Source organism: Vibrio tasmaniensis (assembly GCF_024347635.1).
GTDB lineage: Bacteria > Pseudomonadota > Gammaproteobacteria > Enterobacterales > Vibrionaceae > Vibrio > Vibrio tasmaniensis.
On record NZ_AP025511.1, the window covers coordinates 213,737 to 235,812 of the forward strand.

Below are 22,076 nucleotides of genomic sequence, written 5' to 3' on the forward strand. Positions count from 1 at the left end.
TAAACGATTTCAATTCGATCATTTACACTGTAAAACTTATACCCCTATTCTAGTTGAACATCCCCTTCTCGATTATCCCTTTAGTTGGAAAAACATTAATGAATTACAGGCATGAATAATAGTTAATCCCAGTGACACAGGGCACATTAACGACCTTCACTTGCTCTTTTAAACGCCAAATCACCTTCAATTTCGGTCTAATTTCACTTTCATATCAGATCTCTATTTTTCATCTCAGGACGATATGGTGATGATTATCCGCTTCTCTCAGAATGTGCATCAGCAACTCCGCTATACAGATGAAAACCGATGAGATGAAAACCGATGAAATGAAAAGCAAAACACACCAAGCAATCAGAGCAATCAGAGCAATCAGAGCAATCAGAGCAATCAGAGCAATCACGCCAAGTAATTAATGAAATTGATTCACAAATCAAAGTAAATCACTCACAATTGTCAATAAGCTCACCGTCGAAACTAGCCCAACTGGATACTTATGATTAACCCAAAACTCATCGCCCTACTTCCCGATCTCGCCTCGTTTATCTTAGTTGTGAATGAGGGGAGCTTTACCGCCGCAGCAAAACAGCTAGGCGTTACACCTTCAGCGTTGAGTAAATTGATCACACGGCTAGAAAAAGCGCTCTCAGTAAAGCTGTTCGAGCGAACCACTCGTACATTGATCATCACGCAGGCCGGTCAGTTGGTATACGACCAAAGCGTGGTCATGATTAATGCGGCGCAACAAGCGGTTGAGCTTTCTACCTCTGACCATACTGAACCTGCAGGCTCTATAACGGTAGCAGCGCCAGAAGCCTTCTTGAACTCCGTGCTACAGCCTTTCGTTGTTCCATTCTTGAATCAGTACCCTGAGATTCAACTCAAGTTAAGAGCCGCCGATGGCGACATCGACATATTGCGCCAAGGCATCGACATTGCCTTTCGCCTTACCGACAAACCTGACGAGAGTTTGGTATTGAAAGAACTTGGAAAAACAAACCTCGTGTTATGTGCGAGCCCCGACTATTTAGATGCCAAAGGAATCCCTCACCACCCTACCGAGCTTTCTGAGCACGACTGCTTATACCTTGCAGAAACAGATAAAGACCACATTTGGGACTTCCTTAAAGATGATGAGTTTTACACAGTACCCGTCAGCGGACGTTACGCTGTGAACCATTCGCAAATGCGACTAAAAGGTGTGAAAGAAGGTCTAGGCGTAGGTATTTTCCATGACTTTGTCATTCAAGATGCATTGGCTGAAGGTTCTGTAGTGCAAGTGCTGGAAGATTGGACTATCAAGAGTAACTACCATGGCGCTATCGCGATGCAGTTTGCTCAAACCAAGTACATGCCTGCTCGCCTACGTGTATTCATTGATTACGCGATGGAGCACTTAGGTGACAAGTTGGCAGGAGAAATAAACTGATGCTGAAAGGAATACACCACGCCGCCATTATTTGCTCAGACTACGAATTCTCTAAACGCTTTTATACGGAAGTTTTAAAGCTTGAAGTGATTGCTGAGAATTATCGTGAAGCGCGCCAGTCTTATAAGCTTGACTTAGCACTGCCTGATGGCGCTCAAATAGAATTATTTAGCTTCCCTGACGCACCTGAACGACCAAGCTTTCCGGAAGCTCAAGGGCTGAGACATTTAGCCTTTTGTGTTGATGACGTTCAACATGTCAAAAGTTATCTAGAAGAACAAAGCATTGAAGTCGAACCGATTCGAGTTGATGAGTTTACGGGGAAATCATTTACGTTTTTCGCAGACCCAGACGGCCTGCCGCTTGAGCTTTATCAGGTCTAAAGCTTTATCAAATCTAGAGCTGTATCAAGTCTAAAGTCTTCCTCACAAAGGAATCGATCATCTGATTAATAAAACGGACCTTCTCAAGTCGAGAAAGTCCGTTTGTGTGCCTGTTAACTCAACGCTGTCTTAAATCTCTCAACGCGTGAAAACAGTAACCAATCCAATAGCATTGCAGCCACAATCGTTGCACCCGCGAGTGGAAACAGTATCGAAATAACAACCACAGTCACCAAGCCTGCTTTCCATAAACCTGCATCACCAAACTTCGGTGGCGTTCCCAACTTTCTTTGGCCGGAAGGTCTGCGTATCCACCACATCACACCACCAGTCACTGAAACAACAATGAACGCCAAGCAGAACAAGGCGTTTAGAAGCTTGTTGATGATGCTGATGTCACCTTGATGCAATGAAATACCGACGGCTAACGTCTTCGCAATGAAGTTGTAATCTTGCCATGTCACCTCACCTAGAATACGTCCAGAATATTGGTCTAGGTGAGTGGTGCGATCTTGGGTTGGATCTATGATGTCGCCGCCCATGGTGTTGGCTGTGACCGTGTAAACGCCCGTTTCTGAACGCGGGAAATTGACTTTATATTGCGTAAAACCAAGAGCTTGAGCTTTTGCTATCACATCATCAATCGAGAAATTACTCGCAGATAATACATGTTCAGAATGGTCTTCACCCATTTTAGAGTGATCATGAGATTCAGTCGTTTCTTCTACTTGGTGGACGTGTTCTGACGGCTTATCTAGAGACAAAGGCAATGGTGTTTGTTCTAAGTTCCATGGAAGTTCTTCTTCCGAGCCATGGTTAAGAGACGCATGCGTTTCGTTAGACAGAGGAATATCGTCCCACATTTGAGCAGGGAAAGTGCTCCATGCTTGAACAAGCTTACCGCCCCAAAAACCAGTCCACGCCAATCCAGATAGAATAAACAACAACAGAATAAGCGATAACGTACCACCTATGTTCGCATGTAGATCACGCATTAAAATACGCGTTCCTGAACCAAATCGAAGCTTAAGAAAACCAGCTCGGCTTGCGTTGTCTCTCGGTAGCCATAAATAAATGCCACTGACGAGCAACAAAATCGACAAACTTATTGCGACTTCAATTAGGTAATCACCCCAATCACCAATCCATAAAGTGCCGTGAATGTCATTCGCCAGTTGATAAAGGCTATCGCTGCGCGGGATTTCTCCGACCACTTCGCCCGTGTATTGATTCACCGTGGCGAAAACAGATGTTCCGTCTTCAAGTGCTACCGAAAAACGGTTGGCCAGATCAGGCGCTTTGCTCGGAACAAGCTGCGTAACAGAACCTTGTGGGTATTGAAGTTGTACTGCAGCTAACTGTTGTGACACTTTAATCGGCTCGCCCGATGCAACTATCTCGATCGCATCGTGGTGAAAAGCTAACTCGATTTCATCATCAAACAGCATCACCAAGCCTGTAATGCTCAGCATTAACATAAACGGGATAACGAAGAGCCCAGCATAGAAGTGCCAGCGCCATGTGAGGAAGTAGAGGGTTTTATTGCGGTCTTTGCTTTTTATATTGGTTTTCGAACCGGTTGCTGCACTGCTTGCAGACTGCGACGTTGCTTGTGCTTTTGCCGGGGTTTGAGATTCATTTCTCAACATTATTATTTCCTTTGACACACGCAAACATACCTTCTGAAAGATCAGAAAGTAATTTGAGCATGTTTAACTTTACTTAATACTTTATTTTTTAATTATTTTAGTGGGTTAGGTTTAAGCAGTAACAAAGGGAGGGCCGCGCGGGGCTTGCCTCATATAGCGTTCGCTTAGAGCCAAAAAAGCGTAGCTGTCTGAGACAATAGAACTCAGTCGAGTTGTCAGTAGTGTAGTTGGAAGTTCATCTTGGTGAAACGTGGAAAAATGGCTAAAGGGACACGGCTTTCCTTTATGAGTATTAGGTTCACCTTCTTCAATTTGAACCAGTTCAAAGCCATTGACCGTACATAACGACGCCCATACTCCCGCACTATTACCATGAGCATTGATAACAGGCATTAATGTCACCAGCACCCAGCTTAATGCTGTAGCAAGTAACATGGAGAAGTTGAACGAGGTTCGGCGCATTATTCCAAATCTTTATAAATTTCCCTTATTATGAGGGACTTGGAATATAGGTAAACGTAAAGATTAACAGCAAGTTAAAAAATTGAAGCTAACGCACACTCTTTTTAGTTAAAAACTAGTTACAACCAAAGAGCCAAAAGAATGTTACGCGTCTATTAGCAGTTAGCAGTAAAATGTCTAGAAAAATAGTAGTAAACTGTTTAGAGAAACGACAATAAAAAACGCCGCCTTACACCTTCCCCTAAAGAGGGTAATGTAAGACAGCGTTTTAGAAATCGAATCTTGAGGTTTTGCTCTTTGTTACGTATCTAGCAAACTCAATTGATTGGCAAATTAACCGAAGATCTTGCTCCAAATACTTGGATTACGCTTCTCATGGTACTCTTCACGAAGGCCGTCAATAGTACGAAGTTCCTGCTGTGCCGACTCTAAGTCACCTTGGTCTAGCTTCTGCTCAATGCTATCCAATGATGCACTGATCTTTTTGAAACCTTCCATGAAGTTATCTTCTTTCTCTATTGGGTAAACACCCGTTTTGAGCTCTGCCACTAGCGTATCTAAACGAACGATAGGCTTTTGCATCTCTTCAATGCTTTGAGCTTCTGCCGCTTGTTTGAACGCAAGCTTCATTTCTTGCATGTTTTTCTTAAGGTCAACATTAGCAAATGCGTTGCCAGACAATACTGAAGCAGCGATTAAGCCAGATAAAAGGATTGAGCGAGTTTTCATTATTTCTCCAAGTGAAGCGATGTCTTTGAAGATAGCGCCATCGTTATTGTGGCACTTCGACTTTATTATTTTCGGCTAGTGTATACAAAAATCCGTCGGGTACAAAAATTGATTGTGTCGAAATGCAAACTAGCTAGCTAATTACTGACAAGTACCGGGCAAACCATTACTCAAATGCCGAAAACTCGGCGATAGATTGGCGACCGCGCGACGCCAAAAAGGCTAGGAATTGCTGAGGTGAATGGGTAATAACCTTGCTCGAATCCACACCCACTTCATCTAACAATGCAGCGACTAAGTCCAAGCCACCGACATCTAAACAGAAATGTGCATCGCTACCTGTGGTAATAAATGCACCCTTCTCTTTCGCTATTCTTGCAATCTCATAACAGCGGTCAACACTACCCACACGGCTATTGCCTTTGAGTGTGGTGTTGTTGATTTCAATCGCCACGTTGTTCTCAACTGCACATTGAATAACGGCTTCAAAATCGAAATCAAAATTAGGATTTCCTAGATGACCAAGTGCATCGATTCGACCGCCCTTAATCACATTCAAGAGAGCCTCTGTATGGGTAGCGACATCCGATGGGCGAAATACTGGCTCATGAAAGCTCGCGATAACCCAATCCAAGTTCTTATCCACACTCGGATGAATATCAATTTCACCCTGTGTGTTCATGATGTTGGACTCAACACCACGAATAATCGCGACATCTTCAATAAAACGAGGAAGCACACGCTGGTTACTGAAAAACCAATAGTGCGGCGCGCCCGGCATAGACTCGGAATGGTCGGTCGTACAAAACATAGCTAAACCATTTTGTTTTGCCGATTTTGCATTCTCGATCAACGTGCTGTAAGCATGACCACTTGCGTATGTGTGGGTGTGGGTATCTACTTTTAGTTCCATAAATCAAGGCCTTAACCGTGTGGTCTAGTCAATCAATTTCAAGTTGGGTTGGTCTAATACAGCTTCTTCAAAAATGCCCAACAGACACCTGCTTAATGTGATGCTGAGTGATTTGAAATTATATACTGTTCATCATTCAGTATTGTTAAAATTAAATCAATCGACAATAACCTGATTTCTCCCGCTATTCTTTGCTTTGTAAAGGCGCTTATCAGCAAGCATAAACAGATCATTTGGTGATGTGCTTTTCGTCGGAACGCATTCCGCTACCCCTAGGCTCATCGTTACATGAGAAGCAATGGGTGAGGAACGATGGGGAATCGGTTGACTGTGCAAAACCGTTAAGAATGAATTAAGGCGAGCTCTGCTTTGCTCTATAGATGTGCTTGGCAATATAATGGCAAATTCCTCGCCTCCTATACGAGCAGCAAGGTCTGACGGACGATTAAAAATTTGCTTCCATAACTTTGCGACTTGTTTAAGGCAAACATCTCCTTGATGGTGGCCATATGCATCATTATATTGCTTGAAAAAATCAATATCACCGATCACTAAGGTTAAAGCTTGCCCTTCGCGTTCACATCTAGCCCATTCAGACTCAAACGTTTGATTAAATTTACGTCTATTGGGAAGTGAGGTTAGCTCATCAAAAAGTGCAATCTTTGTAAGATCTTGTTTTTCTCTCTGCAACTGCTCATCACGCAACTCATATTGATACAATGTTGCCAGCAACTCTTTTCTAGGAGCTTTAGTCAAATCCTTTATGGATAGTGGCGAACTAACAAACTTGGTAAAATCCCCCCTAAACAAAAAGTAGAAGATCAGCATTGGGACGCTATAGCAGGCCGCAATCAGCAACTTACCCATTATATTTCCGAATATGATAGGGACGATCTGCGGGCTTAGGCCGAAAGCTAAAAGAGGAAACAGGGCGCCATCCAAACAAAGAATAAAAACAAATGCGAGCGTATAGATGATTGCCAACGCTGGTAGGTTGGAAAGGAACTTACTTACTTGTGTAAAAATAAACATCAATAACAATATTTCGAGGAGAATCAAAACCCCGCCCAGAACAAGCACTTTCAACGACACGTCAAAGATACTGTAAGGAATTGCAAAAGGGTTCAACACATATTCCGACTCCAGCAACCAAGCCATAAAGTTAAAACCAACAAAGGCAATCAAATCCACAATCACTACTAACCGAAACATGTGTTTAAAAGTGCTAAAATCTCGCTCAATAATAATAAGCATTATAGTGCTCATCATGAATGCACCATAAGCAATATTTCCGCCTGAAATACTTAAAGCTTCGGATAAAGGAAAGGAATAAACGGCACCAGCAAGCCCCCCCACTAAAAGCACGATACTAAGATAGTTATAAAATGCAGCTGTGCGCACACGGTTTTTTAACGTAGCAAAATACAAAGGGAAAATTGAGTATATTCCTATATTGAGAATATATGCTTCTAACGTCATTACTGTTCCTTCTTGGCTCAACACAATAAAACACCTAAACATTTTATAAATACGAAAAATAATTGATAACATTAACATAATTATGGTTAATTGATAAAACACATGGAGCTTGGTTTCTCGTCAGTAATATTAAAAACATTAAATATGTATTGCCCGCATAGAGACTTTCCAGCATCTGGGAAAGATGCCCTACCAACCACAAGTGACCATTAGAACTTAAAAATACGGCTTTATTCTCATTTCACTTAGTTATCGGAAGCACGCGTACCGCCGCCTTAATTCGCCAATTTTTTGCAACCTACCCAAGTTCGTCAATACTTAAACCAGTCTACAAACTGGAGTGTTAGATGAGAAGAAGACGATATCCGCTGAGTATCCACATCACTAGCCTTTTCTTAATTTTGACCACTCTTGTCGGTACCGTACTGATTTCGATAAGTTATCGGCACTCTCAAGAACTGCTTTTAGGCACCGTGCGCGAAGTCAGTAATGAACATCGCGATAAACTGGAATCGGTATTTAAGCAAGCCATCGCACCCGTTATCACAACCTTGAATGTGATGGCTGTGAGCCCGTTTGTTTCTCAGCAAACTTCGGCTACTGAGCAGGAATCTTGGATTGCCTCGATAGACATCATATTCAAACAAAATACCAATTTAGTTGCGCTGTTTTACGGGTCTGATGATGGAGAGTTTAGGATTTTCCGCCCACTGAGCACCAACAAGCAAAGACTTGAAAACAACGCACCAGCCAAGGCCACAATGATGGTCAGCACGATCAACCTCAAGGGCGAGAACCTTATCTCTTATCTTGATGGCGCACATAAGGTATTGAGCATTGTGCAACAGGAGAGTGAGTTTAATCCTACCACCCGACCTTGGTTCCGTAACGCTAAACCCGATGGAACAATCAAACTTTCTGAGCCGTACCAGTTTTACTTTCTTAAAAAGAACGGCATTACCCTATCAAGGCGAACTTATGATGGTAATCATGTGGTTGGCGCTGATTTCACTTTAGACTCTTTATCCTCTCAGATAAGCCAACTCGCTTATTCGCCACAGAGTCGCTTGGCTTTGTTTGACCAACATTTTAACCTGCTAGGTCAACATCAACTGGACTTAGCAATACCCAACTTAAGCCCCAAAGGTGAAAGCAACCGCACCAACAGTAACGTAGGGGACAATAAAGGATCCGGTAACGAGCAAAGCCAACAACTATTCAACATCCCTAAACGTGATCAAATGGCGGCCTTAAAGTCGTCTGTTTTAGCCCCTCTTATTTCTGATGAAGAGAAATTTAACCTCAACCTAAAGAACATTGAGTACAACCTAAATACTTGGGCATTAACATTAACGCCCGTTGAGTTAACTCAAGACGTCACCCTTTATTTAGCCGAAGCGACACCACACAATGATCTGCTTTCTGATCTTATCTCGATGCGTGATAAGCAAGTTGCGGTCGCGATTGGTATGTTGTTTATCTGTTTCGGTATCGTGTGGTTAGTCGCCAATCGCTTATCCCAACCTCTCAATACACTCATGCAACTGACTGACAACATCGCTCGATTCGACTTCAGAAGAACCCATTACCCTAAGAGCATGATAAAAGAAGTGGCTAACCTCGCCCATTCCATTGAGCTGATGGAGCACACGCTTCATGATCTGATTAATCTACTTCGGGACACAGCGGGTAATCAGGAGTTTTCGATATTAGCCAAGAACATTGCCCATCAAAGCTACCTAATTACCAAAGCTGAAACCATCGTGCTATTTACTCAATCTGAAGAAAAGGATGTGTTTGATACGGCAGCGAATCTCGCCATTCTTCCTTTCAAGGCCGACATCAATGACTTCATCAAGCACACCCCTTGGTTGTTGTGTCAGCTTAAATCTGGCGAGACCATCCACCTTAACCGAGAAGACAATGTTCTTAACTATTACCAAGATTCGATATTCAATTCTGACCTGTACCTTTTCCCACTATTGAACCGTGAGAAGTTGTTGGTGGGTATCGTCGCAATTGGCTACGAAAGACCAATCACCAAGATGCAGGCAGACAAACATGCATTTTTGAGGGAGCTACTGAGCTTTGCCGAAATCGCCAAAGACAACATTGACCAAATGCAGCAGCAGAAAGACATGCTCAATGCCTTTATCGAATTGATTGCCTCTGCGATTGATACCAAGTCGCCTTATACGGGCGGGCATTGCCAGCGAGTTCCTGAACTGACCAAATGGTTAACTCAAGCCACCATAGACGACGACCGTTACTACCCGCAGTTCTCGCTTGATAATAAACAATGGGAAGAACTCATGCTGGCTGCTTGGTTGCACGATTGTGGCAAGGTGACGACACCTGAGTATGTCGTAGACAAAGCTACAAAACTTGAAACCATTTACGACCGAATCCATGAAGTGCGAATGCGTTTCGAACTGTTAAAACAACAGGCTGAAACCGACTACTGGAAAGCCATAGCGAACGGAGCGCTTCAAGAAGAGCAGCTGAAAGTTCTCGAGCAAAGTTTGTCTGAATTGGATGAAGAGTTTGCCTTCGTAGCCGAGTGTAACCTTGGTGGGGAATCGATGACGGATGAGCAACTAGAACGCTTAGACCGAATAGCCAAGCGCCAATGGAAACGAACACTCGACGATCAGCTAGGGTTATCTTGGTCTGAAAAAGAGAGATTTAACACGCAGCAAGAAGCCACTGAGAAGAGTGAAGCTAATCCAACAAACAAAGACCAAACGCTGCCAGTGATGGAGCCACTACTTGCTGATAAACCCGAACATAAAATACCGTGGGATAATGGCTTTAACCCAGCCGATGTGTGGCAAGAAGCGTTTGTACTCAAGCCAGGTGAAGTGAAGTACAACCAAGGTGAATTGCACAATTTGAAAGTACGTCGCGGTACCTTAAACGACGAAGAACGCTTCATGATAAACGACCATATCATTCAAACCTTCACCATGCTCAACAAGCTCCCTTACCCATCTTATCTCAAGAACATTCCTGACATTGCCAGCGGACACCACGAACGTATCGATGGCAAGGGTTACCCTAGAGGCTTAAACGAAGACCAGTTACCTTTACCGTCTAGAGCGATGGCCATTGCCGATGTATTCGAGGCGCTCACCTCCAGTGATCGCCCGTATAAAAAAGGTAAACTCCTAAGCGAATCACTCAATATCATGACCGACATGGCCACCAGCGGTCATATCGATCCAAAACTGTATTTGCTGTTTTTAGAAAACAAAATCTATGACAAATACGCTGAGCGATTCCTTGAAGCGAACCAACGCTGCGAGATTGATCAGAACAAGCATATCGAACGCGTAAAAGAGTACATTCGTTCATTGTTCTAGGCTTTTGTCTTTAGTTTTCAGCCACAATGTTTAGCTTTTAACGGCAGAGTCCAAAACCGCCGCATCTGCTACAGCCACAGCGGTTCGCGGTGTTTGCTTGGCTTTTGCTTTGCTGTGTCTTTTAGCCAATAGAGTATTGGTTATACTCGCCACGACGATCAAATTGATGCCGATTAACTGCTGAGTTGAAAACACATCATCAAAGAACAAGCTCTGCCATAACGCACTGAACAGCATGTTAGTAAAAATTAGGGGAGCCAACTGAGAACCGCTGTCTGCCAACTTGTACGCTTTCGAGCGGAAGATTTGCGTGTTAATAGTAAATAGAGCCAATCCAAAAGCGCCAAGCCCAATCCAGCGTAAGCCTTCAAAAGATAACAGACCCGATAAGGTTCCATTGTCCGCAGCACTCTCAAGCACATCTGGAGTCGCAGATACTGAAGTAAACACAACCATTGGTATCACAATGATTGCCGCGACCAAGAACGTCCACGCGTTTAGCTCTGCGGGTGTCAGGCTAGTCTTGGATGCTCGATACAAACTCACTTGTGAACCCGAATTAAACACACCCGCCAATAACCCCAGCAACAACGCTGGCCTAAAGAACTCTGAGCCAAATTCAAACTGCGACCAGTCCCCAGCCATCATCACTACGCCAACAAAGGTGACAACTAAACAAATCACTGTTGTTGTATGAATCTTGGTTCCAAACATTAATTTTTCTAACAAAGGAATGAACAGAGGGCCAGTGCTGAACAACACCACACCTTCAACCAGCGTTAGGGTTTGCAAAGACGTAAGGAAACACCACTGGCATGCCACCATAAAAATCGCACGCATAACTAAAGGTTTCCACATATCGAGTGAAGGTTTCGTGATTTTGTAAAACATCAAAAATAAGAATAAAAACAGACTGGGTAACAAAAAACGCACGAAACTCAATAATGAAACAGGCATTGATACCGATAGATACTTGGCCATTAATCCACTTAAAGACAAACTGAACGTCGACAACAACATGAAAGCCGTCGCCTTGGTAATATCAGACATAATTATCACCTCCTATGACAGTTATTTTAGAGGCGTGACGTGATAAAAAATAGCGAGTAATATTAACCACAACTGTAAGGAAAACTTACCAATGAAAAAACTCGTTCCACTTAAATCCGTTTATGCTTTCATTGCTGTAGCCGAAACAGGCAGCATGACCGAAGCCGCTCGTGTGTTGTACGTCAGTCATTCAGCGGTAAGCCAAGCGATAAAATCATTGGAGCAACTGGTTAATAAGCCGCTGTTCCAACGTGTGGGTCGTCGTGTTGTTCTCAATGCCGCAGGTAAGCGATATTATCGTAAAGTCGCGCCAGCATTAGAACAGGTGATAGAAGCAACCGAAGAACTGGCCAGAACGCCTAACGACCACCGCATTACTCTCAATATGGTCAATTCACTCGCGATGCACTGGTGGATCCCGCGAGTCTCGGAATTCCAAAACTTTGCTCCCTCTCTTGATATTCGTATATCCACGCTAACGGGCACTTTCGACATAGAACAAGAAGGTGTGGACATCGCGCTGGTGCACGGCAAACCGAGCGAGTGGGACCGATATTACAGCGAAAAGCTTGGTGACGATGATCTGGTATTGGTGTGCAGCCCGGCACTATTGAAAAACCAAATGGGATTAAGCGTTGAACAACTGGTGAAACAAAACCCAACCATTGGTGTCTTCAATCCAAGAAGACAGCATGACTGGCAGGTGTGGTGCGATCATTACCAAATACCCATGCCGACGTTCCACAGTAACTTGACGTTCGATGTCTCGATTCAAGCCGTACAGGCTGCCATTCGTTCGCTTGGTGTATTAGTCACTCACCGCTTGTTTGTGAAAGATGACATCAGCCATGGCATGTTGGTCGAAATTAGTGATCCAGTGGCTAACCCCCATCAAGACTTCTATTTCGTTTGTCCAAAAAACAAATTAAAACAAGAAAGTGTGCTAAAACTGAGAACATGGTTGAGGCATGAATTCACACGCTCAGAGACAAAACTCAGCGATGTTGTTCAAGAGTAAGACCAAACTATCAATCCATACAGCGAGTAACAACTCATCAAGCTTACAAGAGGCCATTATGATTATTACCACCACTCAATCTGTTGAAGGCAAACGCATTGTCGATTACAAAGGGGTTATCGCCGGAGAAGCCATTCTAGGGGTGAATGTTTTCAAAGATATGTTTTCAGGTATTCGCGACTTCGTCGGTGGACGTTCTGGCACCTATGAAAAGGAACTGGAGAAAGCACGTAACTACGCATTCAAAGAGCTAGAGCAGAAAGCGATTGAAGCGGGTGCAAACGCAGTGGTTGGTGTCGATATCGATTATGAAGTCTTAGGAACAGGTAATGGCATGTTGATGGTATCAGCCAGCGGCACAGCAGTTGTGGTCGCTTAATCGAATCTGAAATTATGTAATTCCATAAATGCTTATTCCAACCTTCGGTTTGTTTATCACCAGAAGGTTGGAATAAGGATAAGCCGTGGCTGAAGTGAATTTAACTCGTTCTGCCTTCTTGCTCAGAGATGATCTCATCAAAAGAAGCAATTCGAGTAAGGAACGCCCCTTTGTCTTTCGGTAATATAGAGCTTGCCAAAGGCAGGTCTGCTTTCATTGCGTCGACCGCCCTTCCACGTACCAACACTTCAAAATGTAAGTGAGGCCCTGTCAAACGGCCTGTTGCACCCGACAACGCAATTTCCTGCCCACGCTTAATCTGTTGCCCTTTCTTAACCAAGAATCGACTCAAATGCAGATAACGAGTTTTGTAAACACTGTTATGTTCAATCACTATGTATTTCCCTGCGTAAGGGTGGTCACGAAGTGCCACAACCCTACCGTCTCCCGTTGAATAAACGGGTGAACCCACAGGTGTTGCGAAATCAGTACCATTATGCGGCGATACACGTCCAGTCACAGGATGCTTTCGGAATGGGTTGAAGGATGAAGTGATTCTTCGGAATTGTTTGTCTATTGGGTATCGATTGAAAGCTTGCTCAAGGCTATTCCCTTCTCGGTCATAGAAACGTCCATCCGCAGCAAGAAAAGCCGCCACTTCCCTATTTCGTAGCTTGATAGAGACCCCTTGCACTTCAGTCTTACCCGTTAAGTGATCTTCCGTGTATTGCTCTTTAACCAAAACATTAAAGCTGTCGCCAGCTCTGAGATCTTTGGAGAAGTTAATTTTATCTTTCAGCGTTCGAGTGATATTGGCTATCTGGGCACTGGTTAAACCGGCCTTGTAAGCTGACGTGGAAAAACTACCCTGCACCGAACCTGCGTACAGTTTTTCTTTCCATTCCCCAGGAGTCTCGATGAACTGATAACTAAAACTACCGTCATCATTTTCTGTGTAGACCGCCTGTTCAACCAAGCTCTCATGGTATATCAATTCGACTAGCTGCTTAGATTCACTGTCCAACAACAGCTCTAGATGATCACCAGGTTTGATCGTGTCCAGTTTCAGTGATTCTAGATCGGCCTCAAGTATCTTTTGAGCCGTTCCGTAAGGGAGTTTCCAAGAGGTAAATACATTGCTGAGTGTATCCCCAACTTTGACAAAATAATGAACTCTTACCAGAGAACTTGACTCAACGTCTGAACTCGATGGCTTCTCATCAGCCGAAACCGCACCTTGATAAGGTGTAATTTTGATAGCGATGTCTTCTGGTGGTTCAGGCGAAAGAGAAAGATATAAAGCAAGTGAAAATGCGCTGATAGCAGTCACTATCAGGCCAGTGCGGAGGAACTTCATAAAAATACTTAACGGTTATTACAATAAACTTTTAAGATGTTATAACATAACAATTAATTCAATAAAATAAGCGAAATGTAAGAAACCGTTCCGTAAAAACGATTAAAAGCATGGTGAGCGTGCGAAGCTCACCATGTCATTAAATAATTACTCTTCACAAAGCGCTTCAAAGCGGTCTAAACCTCTCAACATCTCAAAATCAGGCTCTTCTGCCAGAAGTTCTCTCATTGAGCCACTGGCTTCGATAGAGCGCTCTAAGTCGTCGATTGCCTGACCTTCAGCACCTAATCTTGCATACGAACAAGCTCGTTGGTACAAGGCATGGGCATTTTGATCATCCACTTCCAATACACGATTACATAAGCTCATTGCCCAGTGGTATTCCTGCATGTCCATTGCGGCATCAGCTTTATAAGTGAGCGCCTCTAAATCACCAGGGCGGACTTTTAAGATCTCATCGTAAATCTCAATTTTTTGCTCGGCGGTTTGAGCATTTTGCGCTCTCAACCATAAGTTGTGTATTTCATTGATGATTTCGATTTCTCGGTTGTTCTCTGAGATGATTCGAGTCTTACGCTTTAGATCCCTTTCAAGTACATTAAATTTCTTTTCGTACTCTTGAGCGATAGAATTCAATCGCTGGTCAGCCATTTCTTTGGTTGTGTGCTTGAGTTCTTTAAGCGATTGCCACCCAACTAATGCGATAAGTGAAGCGACACCCGCAATAATGTAGAAAAAATAGGTTACAGTCACGTTGGCGTAATTCAGCGATTTGTCCGCCACAGCGAGCTCACGGTCGGTCATCTGAATAGTCAAACGTCTTTCAAGATCTTGTTGGTCCATTCTTAGCTGCTTCAATTCATCCAAGATATAGCGTTCCATCAACGGTCGATCTAAATAGTCCAATTCTGAGTACTCAACCTCTTCGCTTGCAAAACTCATCGTGCTGAACACCGAGATAACTGCAATCAATAAGATTCGAAGCATTATACATTCCTTATATGTTTAATCTTTAGGCTAACTGTATCTTGTAATAGTCATACAAGCTAGGAAGTCGACAAGTTTGGCTTATTCGTATTAGTTAATAGTTATTTATAGCTCGATAGTCACTCACTTCTACAATCGACTCTTTCAACCATCGACTCTTTTAACACTCGATTCCTTCAACCACCGACTCTTCCAACAACCCTGCATAAATTCCATTGTGTGCTATCAACTGTTGATGGTTACCTTGTTCAACAATTTCACCCTTTTCCAACACAAGAATCGAGTCTGAGTGGCGAACAGTACTCAAACGGTGTGCAATCGCAATCACAGTTTTTTCCTTAAACAGACGCTGCATTGCTTTTTGAATCAGGTCTTCGGTGATTGAATCCACCGAGCTAGTTGCTTCATCAAGCATCATCAGTTGTCCACCTTGAGCAACCGCTCTAGCGAACGAAATAAGCTGTGTTTGCCCCACAGACAAGTTGGAGCCGTTCTTTTCCAAATAGAAGTCATAGCTTTGTGGCAATTGTTCAATAAACTTATCGGCGTACACATAGCGCGCCGCCTGTTCAACCTCAATTCTAGATAGATGCGTTTTACCCAGCGCGATATTGAATTGGATTGTCTCTTCAAACAAGTGCACATCTTGCATCATCATTGAGAACAAATGAGCAGAGTCTTCGCTTGAAATCTGTGACAGCTCTATTCCATTCAACAAAATGCTGCCTTCATAGTCTTGGTAGGTTTTAGAGATCAGACGCAGAACCGTCGACTTACCTGACCCCGTCGAACCTACAAGCGCGATTTGATGCCCTTTCTTCAATACAAACGAGACATTCTTTAGAACATATGGAGAGTCGTCTTTGTAACGGAAGCTCACGTTCTTAAACTCTAGGCTCACAAACTGTTCGAGCTGTTTTTCAACCTTGTTAGATGGCAGTAAATTACGCCCTTCTTCTTCAGTCGGCTCAACAAACAGCTCTTCAATATGGTCAAACGCTGCAAATGAACTCTGAATCGAAGCAATCTGCGAAGTAAAGTCGCGGATCGGTACAAACACTTTCTCTAAGGTGTTGATGAACGCAATTAGCACACCCAAGGTGAGTGCCCCTTCTATCACTTGCTCAGATCCATACCAGATCATAATTGCGATGGTGATAGAGGTGATGCCAGAGATAAACGAGAACAAAATCGCATCGTATTTATTGATCTTCTTCTGCGCTCTTAAAAACTCATCGGTATAGCCTTGGTAACGCTGTTCTACTTGCTCTTCCGCTCGGTACATCTGAACGGTTTTCATACCAAATAAGACTTCTTGTAAAAAGCCAATACCACGAGCGAGCGAAGAACGAGTAACCTTGTACAGTTCACGAAGTCGGTTTCTCACATACACCGTCAAATACATCACCGGCGGCATTATAATCAAAACAATCATCGTTAATTGCCAATCAATGAAGAACATCATTACCAACAGAGCAATGGTGTTAATACTGTCCTTCACTAGACCAACAACCGATTGAACAAACGTCTCGCCGATGGTTTCCAAGTCGCTGGTGAGTCGTGAAAGCGTGACGCCAATCGGTGTGTTATCAAAATAACGGCGCGGCAGTTTAAGTACGCGAGCAAACAGCACTGAACGCATGTCGGTTATCGTGTACTGCCCCGTTTTACGTAGATTATACGAATAGGTGGTATCCACCACATAACTAACCACTAACACAGCAACTAGATAGAAGACATATTCGAGCAGTCCATCCATATCACCATGACTTAAATGAACGTCGATCACTTGAATGATCAGCCAAGGAAACAATAGGCTTGTAATGACAGAGAGCGGAAGCATAGCAATGCCAAAAATCGCAGAGCGTTTGTATTTCTTAGCAAACTTAAAAAAGTGCTTGAGGTACTTGAGATCAACACCTTTTAACATGCTGCTGCCTCCGTTTCATTTTGCTGTAACTGCCATGTATCGTAATAGTAATCGCACGTTTTCAATAACGTCGCGTGGTCGCCCTTCGCAATCACCTTACCTTCGTTCAACACGATAATTTCATCCATATATTCAAGGGCATTAACACGGTGTGAAACCACAAGTACCGATTGATTTTCCAAGCGTTTAAACAAGCCCTCTAAAATTTTACGTTCTGTTTCATAGTCGACAGCCGATAGAACGTTATCCATGATGATCAGGTCGGTGGGTTGCAATAAAGATCGCGCAATGCTCAAGCGCTGTTTCTGACCACCCGACAACATGATCCCTTTCTCACCGACTAAGGTTTGGTCTCCATGCTCAAAACGTGTCACGTCACCGGCCAACTGGCTGAGCTCTAGCACTTCATCAACCTGACTCTTTGCCAAGTCAGTACCTAAGCTACCAAAGCGGATATTGTCTTCAACGGTTGCTGAAAACAGGTAAGGGTCTTGCGTCACGGTTTTCACGTAACGGCGCAAATCACTGCGAGAGAAGCTAGTGACATCTCTTTCGCCAAAGAAAATAGAACCTTGTGGCACATCCAAATGATGGTTCAAGCAATTCACTAATGTCGTTTTACCCGCTCCGATCCCGCCTAGCACACCCACTTTCTTACCTGCTGGAATGTCAAAGCTGATGTCATCGAGAATCAGGCGCTCTTCACCTGAATAGCTGAAACTGAGGTTGCGAATAGAAAACGTTTTTCCCTTCAGCGATTCAACATCTAGCTCAGTGAGCTTAACTTCATCAAGCTCTGGAATTTTGGCATTAAGAATGGTTTGTACACTTTGAATGCCTACCATTCCACGCTGATAAATGGTCGCGATTCTGCCTAATTGCATCAATGGCATTGCCAACAAAACCGAATAAGTCAGAAAGGCGGTAATCTCACCTAGGGTTAGCTCTTGTCTCATTAGCATGTAGCCACCAAGCCCTAGAATGATGATTTTCATCAGGTCATTGGCGTAGTCGAGTACTGGCATAAAGAAGACTTGAATACGTGTAATTTTAAGGCGGCATTCAAGTAATAACTGATTAAGCTTTTCAGTTTCAGCTTTGACCCAAGGTGACATCTGCTGGCTCTTAATCAAGTCAATCCCAGACAGGTAACTCATTAGCTGAGCAGACAAGTTTTGTAGACGTTTCATGTGTTCTAAATGCAGTATTTTCATACGCTTGAAGCCCACTCGGAAAATCACAAAAGCGATTGAGATAGGAATAATCGAATACAGTGTGAGTTCTGGTGATATACGCCACATATAAAGAGGTGTCAGCGATAACGCGAGTAACGCGTTGAAAAACTGAAGAAACCCCACACCAAACATCAGTCGGATGCCGCTAAGGTCATTATTCATGATTGAAATTAGCCGCCCCGATGCAAAACGTTCATGAAAACTGCTCGGTAAGCGATTCAGCTTTTGCAGAAGTGTGCTTTTGAGCGCTGCTTCTGTAATTCGCCCCGGATTAAGCGCATAGATACGAGACAGAATTCTCACCACCACCATGGCAACCGACATACCGACCACGATCCAAACATAGGTTTGAAGCTGCTGATGGCCCGTTGTTGAAGCATCCTCAATAAGATCGATGGCAAGTTGGATATAACGAGGGATCTCTACCTGTAACCAGTTAACGAGAAAAATGAACACAATCGCCAGTAAGTACGAGGGGCGATTCATGCGCAAATAGTGGGCAACAAACTGTCTTTTATTCATAGTCTTCTTTGTTTAGGGCAGGCTCACCGAGTTTTGGTGATTTCGTAAAGCTAGAAACGAGCGTCACTTAAGTAAAGATACACCTAAAACACCGGATTGATAATATCACTCCATTCATTTTATACAGGTTATCTCAGGTCTCGATGTTAGAAAAATTCACAACAAAAGCGCCTAAAACAACGTTACCGCATAAATAGCGGTAACGTTGTTTGGTAGAAGATAAAGATTAAAGAATCACGTCTACATTATCGTCCTCAATATTCACAAGGAGTTTTACTTCGCTTCCCATTGCCGACGGATACCAGACTTCAACCCATACTTTATCAACATGATTGGGTAAAAGAAGAGTTGTAGAGAGCTCAATATCTTGATTGATTGGGCTCCTCAGCACTTGTGAGGTGTAATCGACAACATCACCATTGAACTCTGTATAAATACTCACGAAACCTCGAGAACTTTGCGAGCTTGCTACGTCTACTTTTACAGACACTTCTCTCTCTGTAGAAAAGTCAAAACCTTCCGGTATAGATAACTCAGATGATTTAATAGACTGCGTTGCCACCACTGGAGCAGGTGTCACCACGTTATTGCTACCAACGGTCGAATTACTCGGTGGCGTAGCGGAGACCGAAGCTGTCGTATTGCTCGGAGGAGCTACAGTACTTGGAGATGAAGCGGTACTATCACCGCCGCCTCCGCCACCACAAGCTGAAAGGAATACAAAGCCTACACCACTCAAAATTAGTTTGATTGTTTTCATAAATCCTCCTGATTAATCTTCCGTTGACCAAGTTTTGTCGGCGTTAGGGTTTTGATACCACGTTGGTTTTGAAGCTCCACCTGATGTAGCCCACTCAGCAAACTCCGGGTACACCTCACTAACATCAATATATTCTGATGGATGATTCCAAGGTGATGAAATTAAGATACCCCAAGGCATGTTTTGTGTCGTTCGGTAGTATTTGTCACTAGACGGGTCTGAATCATCTTGTGCAATACCATAGAAATCACTCACTAACGTGCCACGCGACGTTGGTGGGAAGTCCGCTGTATGGATCTCTAAGTCTTTCCCCGGCGGTGTAGAGAAACTGTCACCGTGGTAATAACCCGCTCCTGCACCAAAGATGAATGGGTCGAATCCACTTAATGGCATCAGTGAACTCACTGTTGGCTCGCTTCCAGAAGCAAACGGCAGAGAAATACTGAACGTCATTTGCTCAGCTTCTAACGTCGGGCTACAAGAAGGATTAGTGCGGTGGAACATGCACTCACCGTTAATCGGCAGATCATTTTTTAGGTTCAACGACGCGACAACAACGAGGTCTCCTCCTTGCGATGCAACGCTTTTGTCTTCACCCGTAAACGGAGAAATATTTACCCGAGTCGCGCCATTCTTTTGTACTCGAGCCGTTTGAAGATCGACATCTGACTCATCGAAGCCATCAAGCTTCCATCCCAATCCATTACCATAAGAAGCACCGTAGGCCATTATGGTTCCCGTAATATCCATTCGCAGCACTGCGTCATCTTTACTTAAAATGGTGGTGCGGTAGTAAACCACAACGTCATTTAAGTCGAAGTCACCAACTTCTGGCCAATTATCTTCGAAGGCCGCTGTATAGTAATTCGAATGTTGAACCGTTGTGCCAAGATCCGTAACGTTAAACACGTAGTCCTCAACTTCACCATCACCAACATAACCGTCACTCGGAATGTTAGGGCTACTCGCTAAACGGAATCGAGTTTGCACGCTCCCAACGACAGCATCATCACCCACTCGAATAGGGACAACTTGGCTTCCGTCGACAACAGAATGGTTTTTTAATATCTGCTCGTCATCCTCAAAAGATCCATTCATATCCCAGTCAGCCCAAGCTTGCAGGTAACCACTCCCGACAACGTTGACATTAATTAAACTGTCTAGACCGATTTCAAAGTTCGTCAACAATGCAATTCCGTCATCGTCATTTCCGCCAACGTCCAAATCGTCGCCGTTGGATGATGCGCCAGGTTGGCCATCTGTATCGGCATCAACGCTAGCGCCTAAGTACAGTGTGGAAGATATCGCATGCTCAGCACCGTTGCTCGCCTGCAACGTTCCATAGCTATCAGGCGCGTCACCAAAATCAGATTCATCTGAACTTTCTATTGGCGTAGTAAATCCAGATAAATCCCAATTACCATCAAATGCCGAGAAAATTGGGTTGGGGAAACTACTGCCACTGCTGGTAACCGTTTCAAATTGTAGAGTTACAATCGAGGTATTCTTGTAGGTGAATTTTACAGCCCCGGAGGTGTCGGTTTCGGAATAGTTCGTACCTGGCCCGGTGAATAGCACCGACGTTCCATCAGCACTCTCTTCCGCCGTTAAACTCGCGCTTGCACTACCAAGTTGATAGCTGTAGAAGCCTTCACTTTTAAACACTCTGACTTGCTCCGACTGCACGGGTTCGCCATCAATGTCGTAACCAATCATGTCAAATTCGGGAAGTGTATAAGGTACTGAGAACGTACCTGACAGGCCATCCGTACCATCATAGAATTCAAACGTATAGGTTAGGCCTGCAGAGCCCGCAGAGTTAGTTTGATATAGAAAACCAATATCTCCTGAGGGTTGTATTGCGCCAACTTTGTAGTTGGGAGCATGAAACAGAAATGTCGCATCACCGAACACACTACTAGACACTTTGGCATCTATTGTTTTCCCATCATGCGATCCAACATTGAGGAAGTGCATCGAAGCCCCGTCGTAGGTTGGCCCAGCCCATGAACTGCTGCCGTTCGTCGCCTCTACATGATTTGAAAAGTCCAAATCCACGGTCGTCGCGTAAGTAGGAACACTGACCACTGCCGTCATAAGATAAATAACTTGCTTGTATTTCATAGTAAACCTCGACTTCTTCTTCGCATGAGCGATTTCCTTGAAAAGTGTGTGAACTCTGAACGGCAAGTTAACGATGCATCTCCGTTAACTCTGAAACAAACTATTCGCATCTTTGTTTATTGTTTTGGTGCCGATAAAGCGAGCTGCTTAATACAAGGAAGCAAAAGAGAAGCCAAGTTTCCAACTAATTTAAAATCACCTTATTACGTTGAAAAATAAGACTTATTTTTCTCAATTAAAATTACAGTCAGAATAAAACGGTCTTTTATTCAAAATAAGAATCAATTTGATGAGAGGTTAGTCAACTT

The 22,076-nt window shown here is 43.6% G+C and carries 17 protein-coding genes; 5 read left to right on the forward strand and 12 right to left on the reverse strand.

Annotation, left to right across the window (positions count from 1 at the left end):
- Positions 1-496 precede the first annotated feature (496 nt).
- Positions 497-1,429 (forward strand): LysR family transcriptional regulator, encoded by a 933-nt coding sequence (locus OCV44_RS15345; RefSeq protein ID WP_004730200.1) that lies wholly within the window; start codon positions 497-499, stop codon positions 1,427-1,429.
- Positions 1,429-1,812: an SMU1112c/YaeR family gloxylase I-like metalloprotein gene (gene gloA2 / locus OCV44_RS15350; protein WP_139684430.1), complete on the forward strand. Its 384-nt coding sequence runs from the start codon at positions 1,429-1,431 to the stop codon at positions 1,810-1,812. The genes OCV44_RS15345 and gloA2 overlap by 1 nt, the downstream gene beginning before the upstream one ends.
- A 113-nt stretch (positions 1,813-1,925) precedes the next feature.
- On the opposite strand, the gene OCV44_RS15355 is transcribed toward gloA2, so the two are convergent.
- From OCV44_RS15355 to OCV44_RS15375, 5 genes are all read right to left on the reverse strand, one after another.
- On the reverse strand, positions 1,926-3,461 hold the full coding sequence (locus OCV44_RS15355) for a PepSY-associated TM helix domain-containing protein (RefSeq protein WP_139684429.1): 1,536 nt from the start codon (positions 3,459-3,461) through the stop codon (positions 1,926-1,928).
- 111 nt (positions 3,462-3,572) lie between these two features.
- Positions 3,573-3,923 carry a hypothetical protein gene (locus tag OCV44_RS15360; RefSeq protein WP_009845601.1) on the reverse strand — a complete coding sequence of 117 codons (351 nt, stop codon included), beginning with the start codon at positions 3,921-3,923 and terminating at the stop codon, positions 3,573-3,575.
- Positions 3,924-4,256: 333 nt separating this feature from the next.
- Positions 4,257-4,652, reverse strand: a complete 396-nt coding sequence (locus OCV44_RS15365) for a cytochrome b562 (protein WP_012600383.1) — start codon at positions 4,650-4,652, stop codon at positions 4,257-4,259.
- 166 nt (positions 4,653-4,818) lie between these two features.
- Entirely contained in the window at positions 4,819-5,565 is a 747-nt protein-coding gene (locus tag OCV44_RS15370) for a phosphatase (RefSeq protein ID WP_139684428.1), read from the reverse strand.
- Positions 5,566-5,721: 156 nt separating this feature from the next.
- Complete coding sequence (locus tag OCV44_RS15375) at positions 5,722-7,044, reverse strand: GGDEF domain-containing protein (protein WP_139684427.1); 1,323 nt, start codon at positions 7,042-7,044, stop codon at positions 5,722-5,724.
- Positions 7,045-7,391: 347 nt separating this feature from the next.
- Here OCV44_RS15375 and OCV44_RS15380 point away from each other — a divergent pair, with 347 nt between their 5' ends.
- Positions 7,392-10,406 (forward strand): HD domain-containing phosphohydrolase, encoded by a 3,015-nt coding sequence (locus OCV44_RS15380; protein ID WP_139684426.1) that lies wholly within the window; start codon positions 7,392-7,394, stop codon positions 10,404-10,406.
- 30 nt (positions 10,407-10,436) lie between these two features.
- On the opposite strand, the gene OCV44_RS15385 is transcribed toward OCV44_RS15380, so the two are convergent.
- Positions 10,437-11,456, reverse strand: a complete 1,020-nt coding sequence (locus OCV44_RS15385) for a DMT family transporter (protein WP_139684425.1) — start codon at positions 11,454-11,456, stop codon at positions 10,437-10,439.
- Between the two features lie 91 nt (positions 11,457-11,547).
- Here OCV44_RS15385 and OCV44_RS15390 point away from each other — a divergent pair, with 91 nt between their 5' ends.
- Entirely contained in the window at positions 11,548-12,474 is a 927-nt protein-coding gene (locus tag OCV44_RS15390) for a LysR substrate-binding domain-containing protein (protein WP_139684424.1), read from the forward strand.
- A 58-nt stretch (positions 12,475-12,532) separates the two neighbouring features.
- Entirely contained in the window at positions 12,533-12,853 is a 321-nt protein-coding gene (locus OCV44_RS15395; protein WP_004730185.1) for a heavy metal-binding domain-containing protein, read from the forward strand.
- 100 nt (positions 12,854-12,953) lie between these two features.
- Here the strand turns inward: OCV44_RS15395 and OCV44_RS15400 are convergent, their stop codons facing one another.
- From OCV44_RS15400 to OCV44_RS15425, 6 genes are all read right to left on the reverse strand, one after another.
- The gene (locus tag OCV44_RS15400) at positions 12,954-14,210 is read right to left on the reverse strand and encodes a peptidoglycan DD-metalloendopeptidase family protein (RefSeq protein WP_139684423.1); all 1,257 of its coding nucleotides are present in this window, start codon (positions 14,208-14,210) and stop codon (positions 12,954-12,956) included.
- Between the two features lie 147 nt (positions 14,211-14,357).
- Complete coding sequence (locus OCV44_RS15405) at positions 14,358-15,197, reverse strand: tetratricopeptide repeat protein (protein WP_009845608.1); 840 nt, start codon at positions 15,195-15,197, stop codon at positions 14,358-14,360.
- 160 nt (positions 15,198-15,357) lie between these two features.
- Positions 15,358-17,127: an ABC transporter ATP-binding protein gene (locus OCV44_RS15410; protein WP_139684422.1), complete on the reverse strand. Its 1,770-nt coding sequence runs from the start codon at positions 17,125-17,127 to the stop codon at positions 15,358-15,360.
- Complete coding sequence (locus OCV44_RS15415) at positions 17,121-18,884, reverse strand: ABC transporter ATP-binding protein (RefSeq protein WP_139684421.1); 1,764 nt, start codon at positions 18,882-18,884, stop codon at positions 17,121-17,123. The genes OCV44_RS15410 and OCV44_RS15415 overlap by 7 nt, the downstream gene beginning before the upstream one ends.
- A gap of 226 nt (positions 18,885-19,110) precedes the next feature.
- Positions 19,111-19,644, reverse strand: a complete 534-nt coding sequence (locus OCV44_RS15420) for a hypothetical protein (RefSeq protein WP_139684420.1) — start codon at positions 19,642-19,644, stop codon at positions 19,111-19,113.
- A gap of 12 nt (positions 19,645-19,656) precedes the next feature.
- Positions 19,657-21,768, reverse strand: coding sequence for an LruC domain-containing protein (locus tag OCV44_RS15425; RefSeq protein WP_139684419.1), 2,112 nt, complete (start codon positions 21,766-21,768; stop codon positions 19,657-19,659).
- Positions 21,769-22,076 lie beyond the last annotated feature (308 nt).

Excerpts from the sequence above, each read along its gene's own strand:
- OCV44_RS15405 (WP_009845608.1), bottom strand. The coding sequence starts at position 15,197 with ATGCTTCGAATCTTATTGATTGCAGTTATCTCGGTGTTCAGCACGATG.
- OCV44_RS15380 (WP_139684426.1), top strand. The coding sequence starts at position 7,392 with ATGAGAAGAAGACGATATCCGCTGAGTATCCACATCACTAGCCTTTTC.
- OCV44_RS15420 (WP_139684420.1), bottom strand. The coding sequence starts at position 19,644 with ATGAAAACAATCAAACTAATTTTGAGTGGTGTAGGCTTTGTATTCCTT.
- OCV44_RS15360 (WP_009845601.1), bottom strand. The coding sequence starts at position 3,923 with ATGCGCCGAACCTCGTTCAACTTCTCCATGTTACTTGCTACAGCATTA.
- OCV44_RS15390 (WP_139684424.1), top strand. The coding sequence starts at position 11,548 with ATGAAAAAACTCGTTCCACTTAAATCCGTTTATGCTTTCATTGCTGTA.
- OCV44_RS15365 (WP_012600383.1), bottom strand. The coding sequence starts at position 4,652 with ATGAAAACTCGCTCAATCCTTTTATCTGGCTTAATCGCTGCTTCAGTA.
- OCV44_RS15395 (WP_004730185.1), top strand. The coding sequence starts at position 12,533 with ATGATTATTACCACCACTCAATCTGTTGAAGGCAAACGCATTGTCGAT.
- OCV44_RS15410 (WP_139684422.1), bottom strand. The coding sequence starts at position 17,127 with ATGTTAAAAGGTGTTGATCTCAAGTACCTCAAGCACTTTTTTAAGTTT.
- OCV44_RS15385 (WP_139684425.1), bottom strand. The coding sequence starts at position 11,456 with ATGTCTGATATTACCAAGGCGACGGCTTTCATGTTGTTGTCGACGTTC.
- OCV44_RS15345 (WP_004730200.1), top strand. The coding sequence starts at position 497 with ATGATTAACCCAAAACTCATCGCCCTACTTCCCGATCTCGCCTCGTTT.
- OCV44_RS15415 (WP_139684421.1), bottom strand. The coding sequence starts at position 18,884 with ATGAATAAAAGACAGTTTGTTGCCCACTATTTGCGCATGAATCGCCCC.
- OCV44_RS15375 (WP_139684427.1), bottom strand. The coding sequence starts at position 7,044 with ATGACGTTAGAAGCATATATTCTCAATATAGGAATATACTCAATTTTC.
- OCV44_RS15425 (WP_139684419.1), bottom strand. The coding sequence starts at position 21,768 with ATGAAATACAAGCAAGTTATTTATCTTATGACGGCAGTGGTCAGTGTT.
- OCV44_RS15370 (WP_139684428.1), bottom strand. The coding sequence starts at position 5,565 with ATGGAACTAAAAGTAGATACCCACACCCACACATACGCAAGTGGTCAT.
- gloA2 (WP_139684430.1), top strand. The coding sequence starts at position 1,429 with ATGCTGAAAGGAATACACCACGCCGCCATTATTTGCTCAGACTACGAA.
- OCV44_RS15355 (WP_139684429.1), bottom strand. The coding sequence starts at position 3,461 with ATGTTGAGAAATGAATCTCAAACCCCGGCAAAAGCACAAGCAACGTCG.
- OCV44_RS15400 (WP_139684423.1), bottom strand. The coding sequence starts at position 14,210 with ATGAAGTTCCTCCGCACTGGCCTGATAGTGACTGCTATCAGCGCATTT.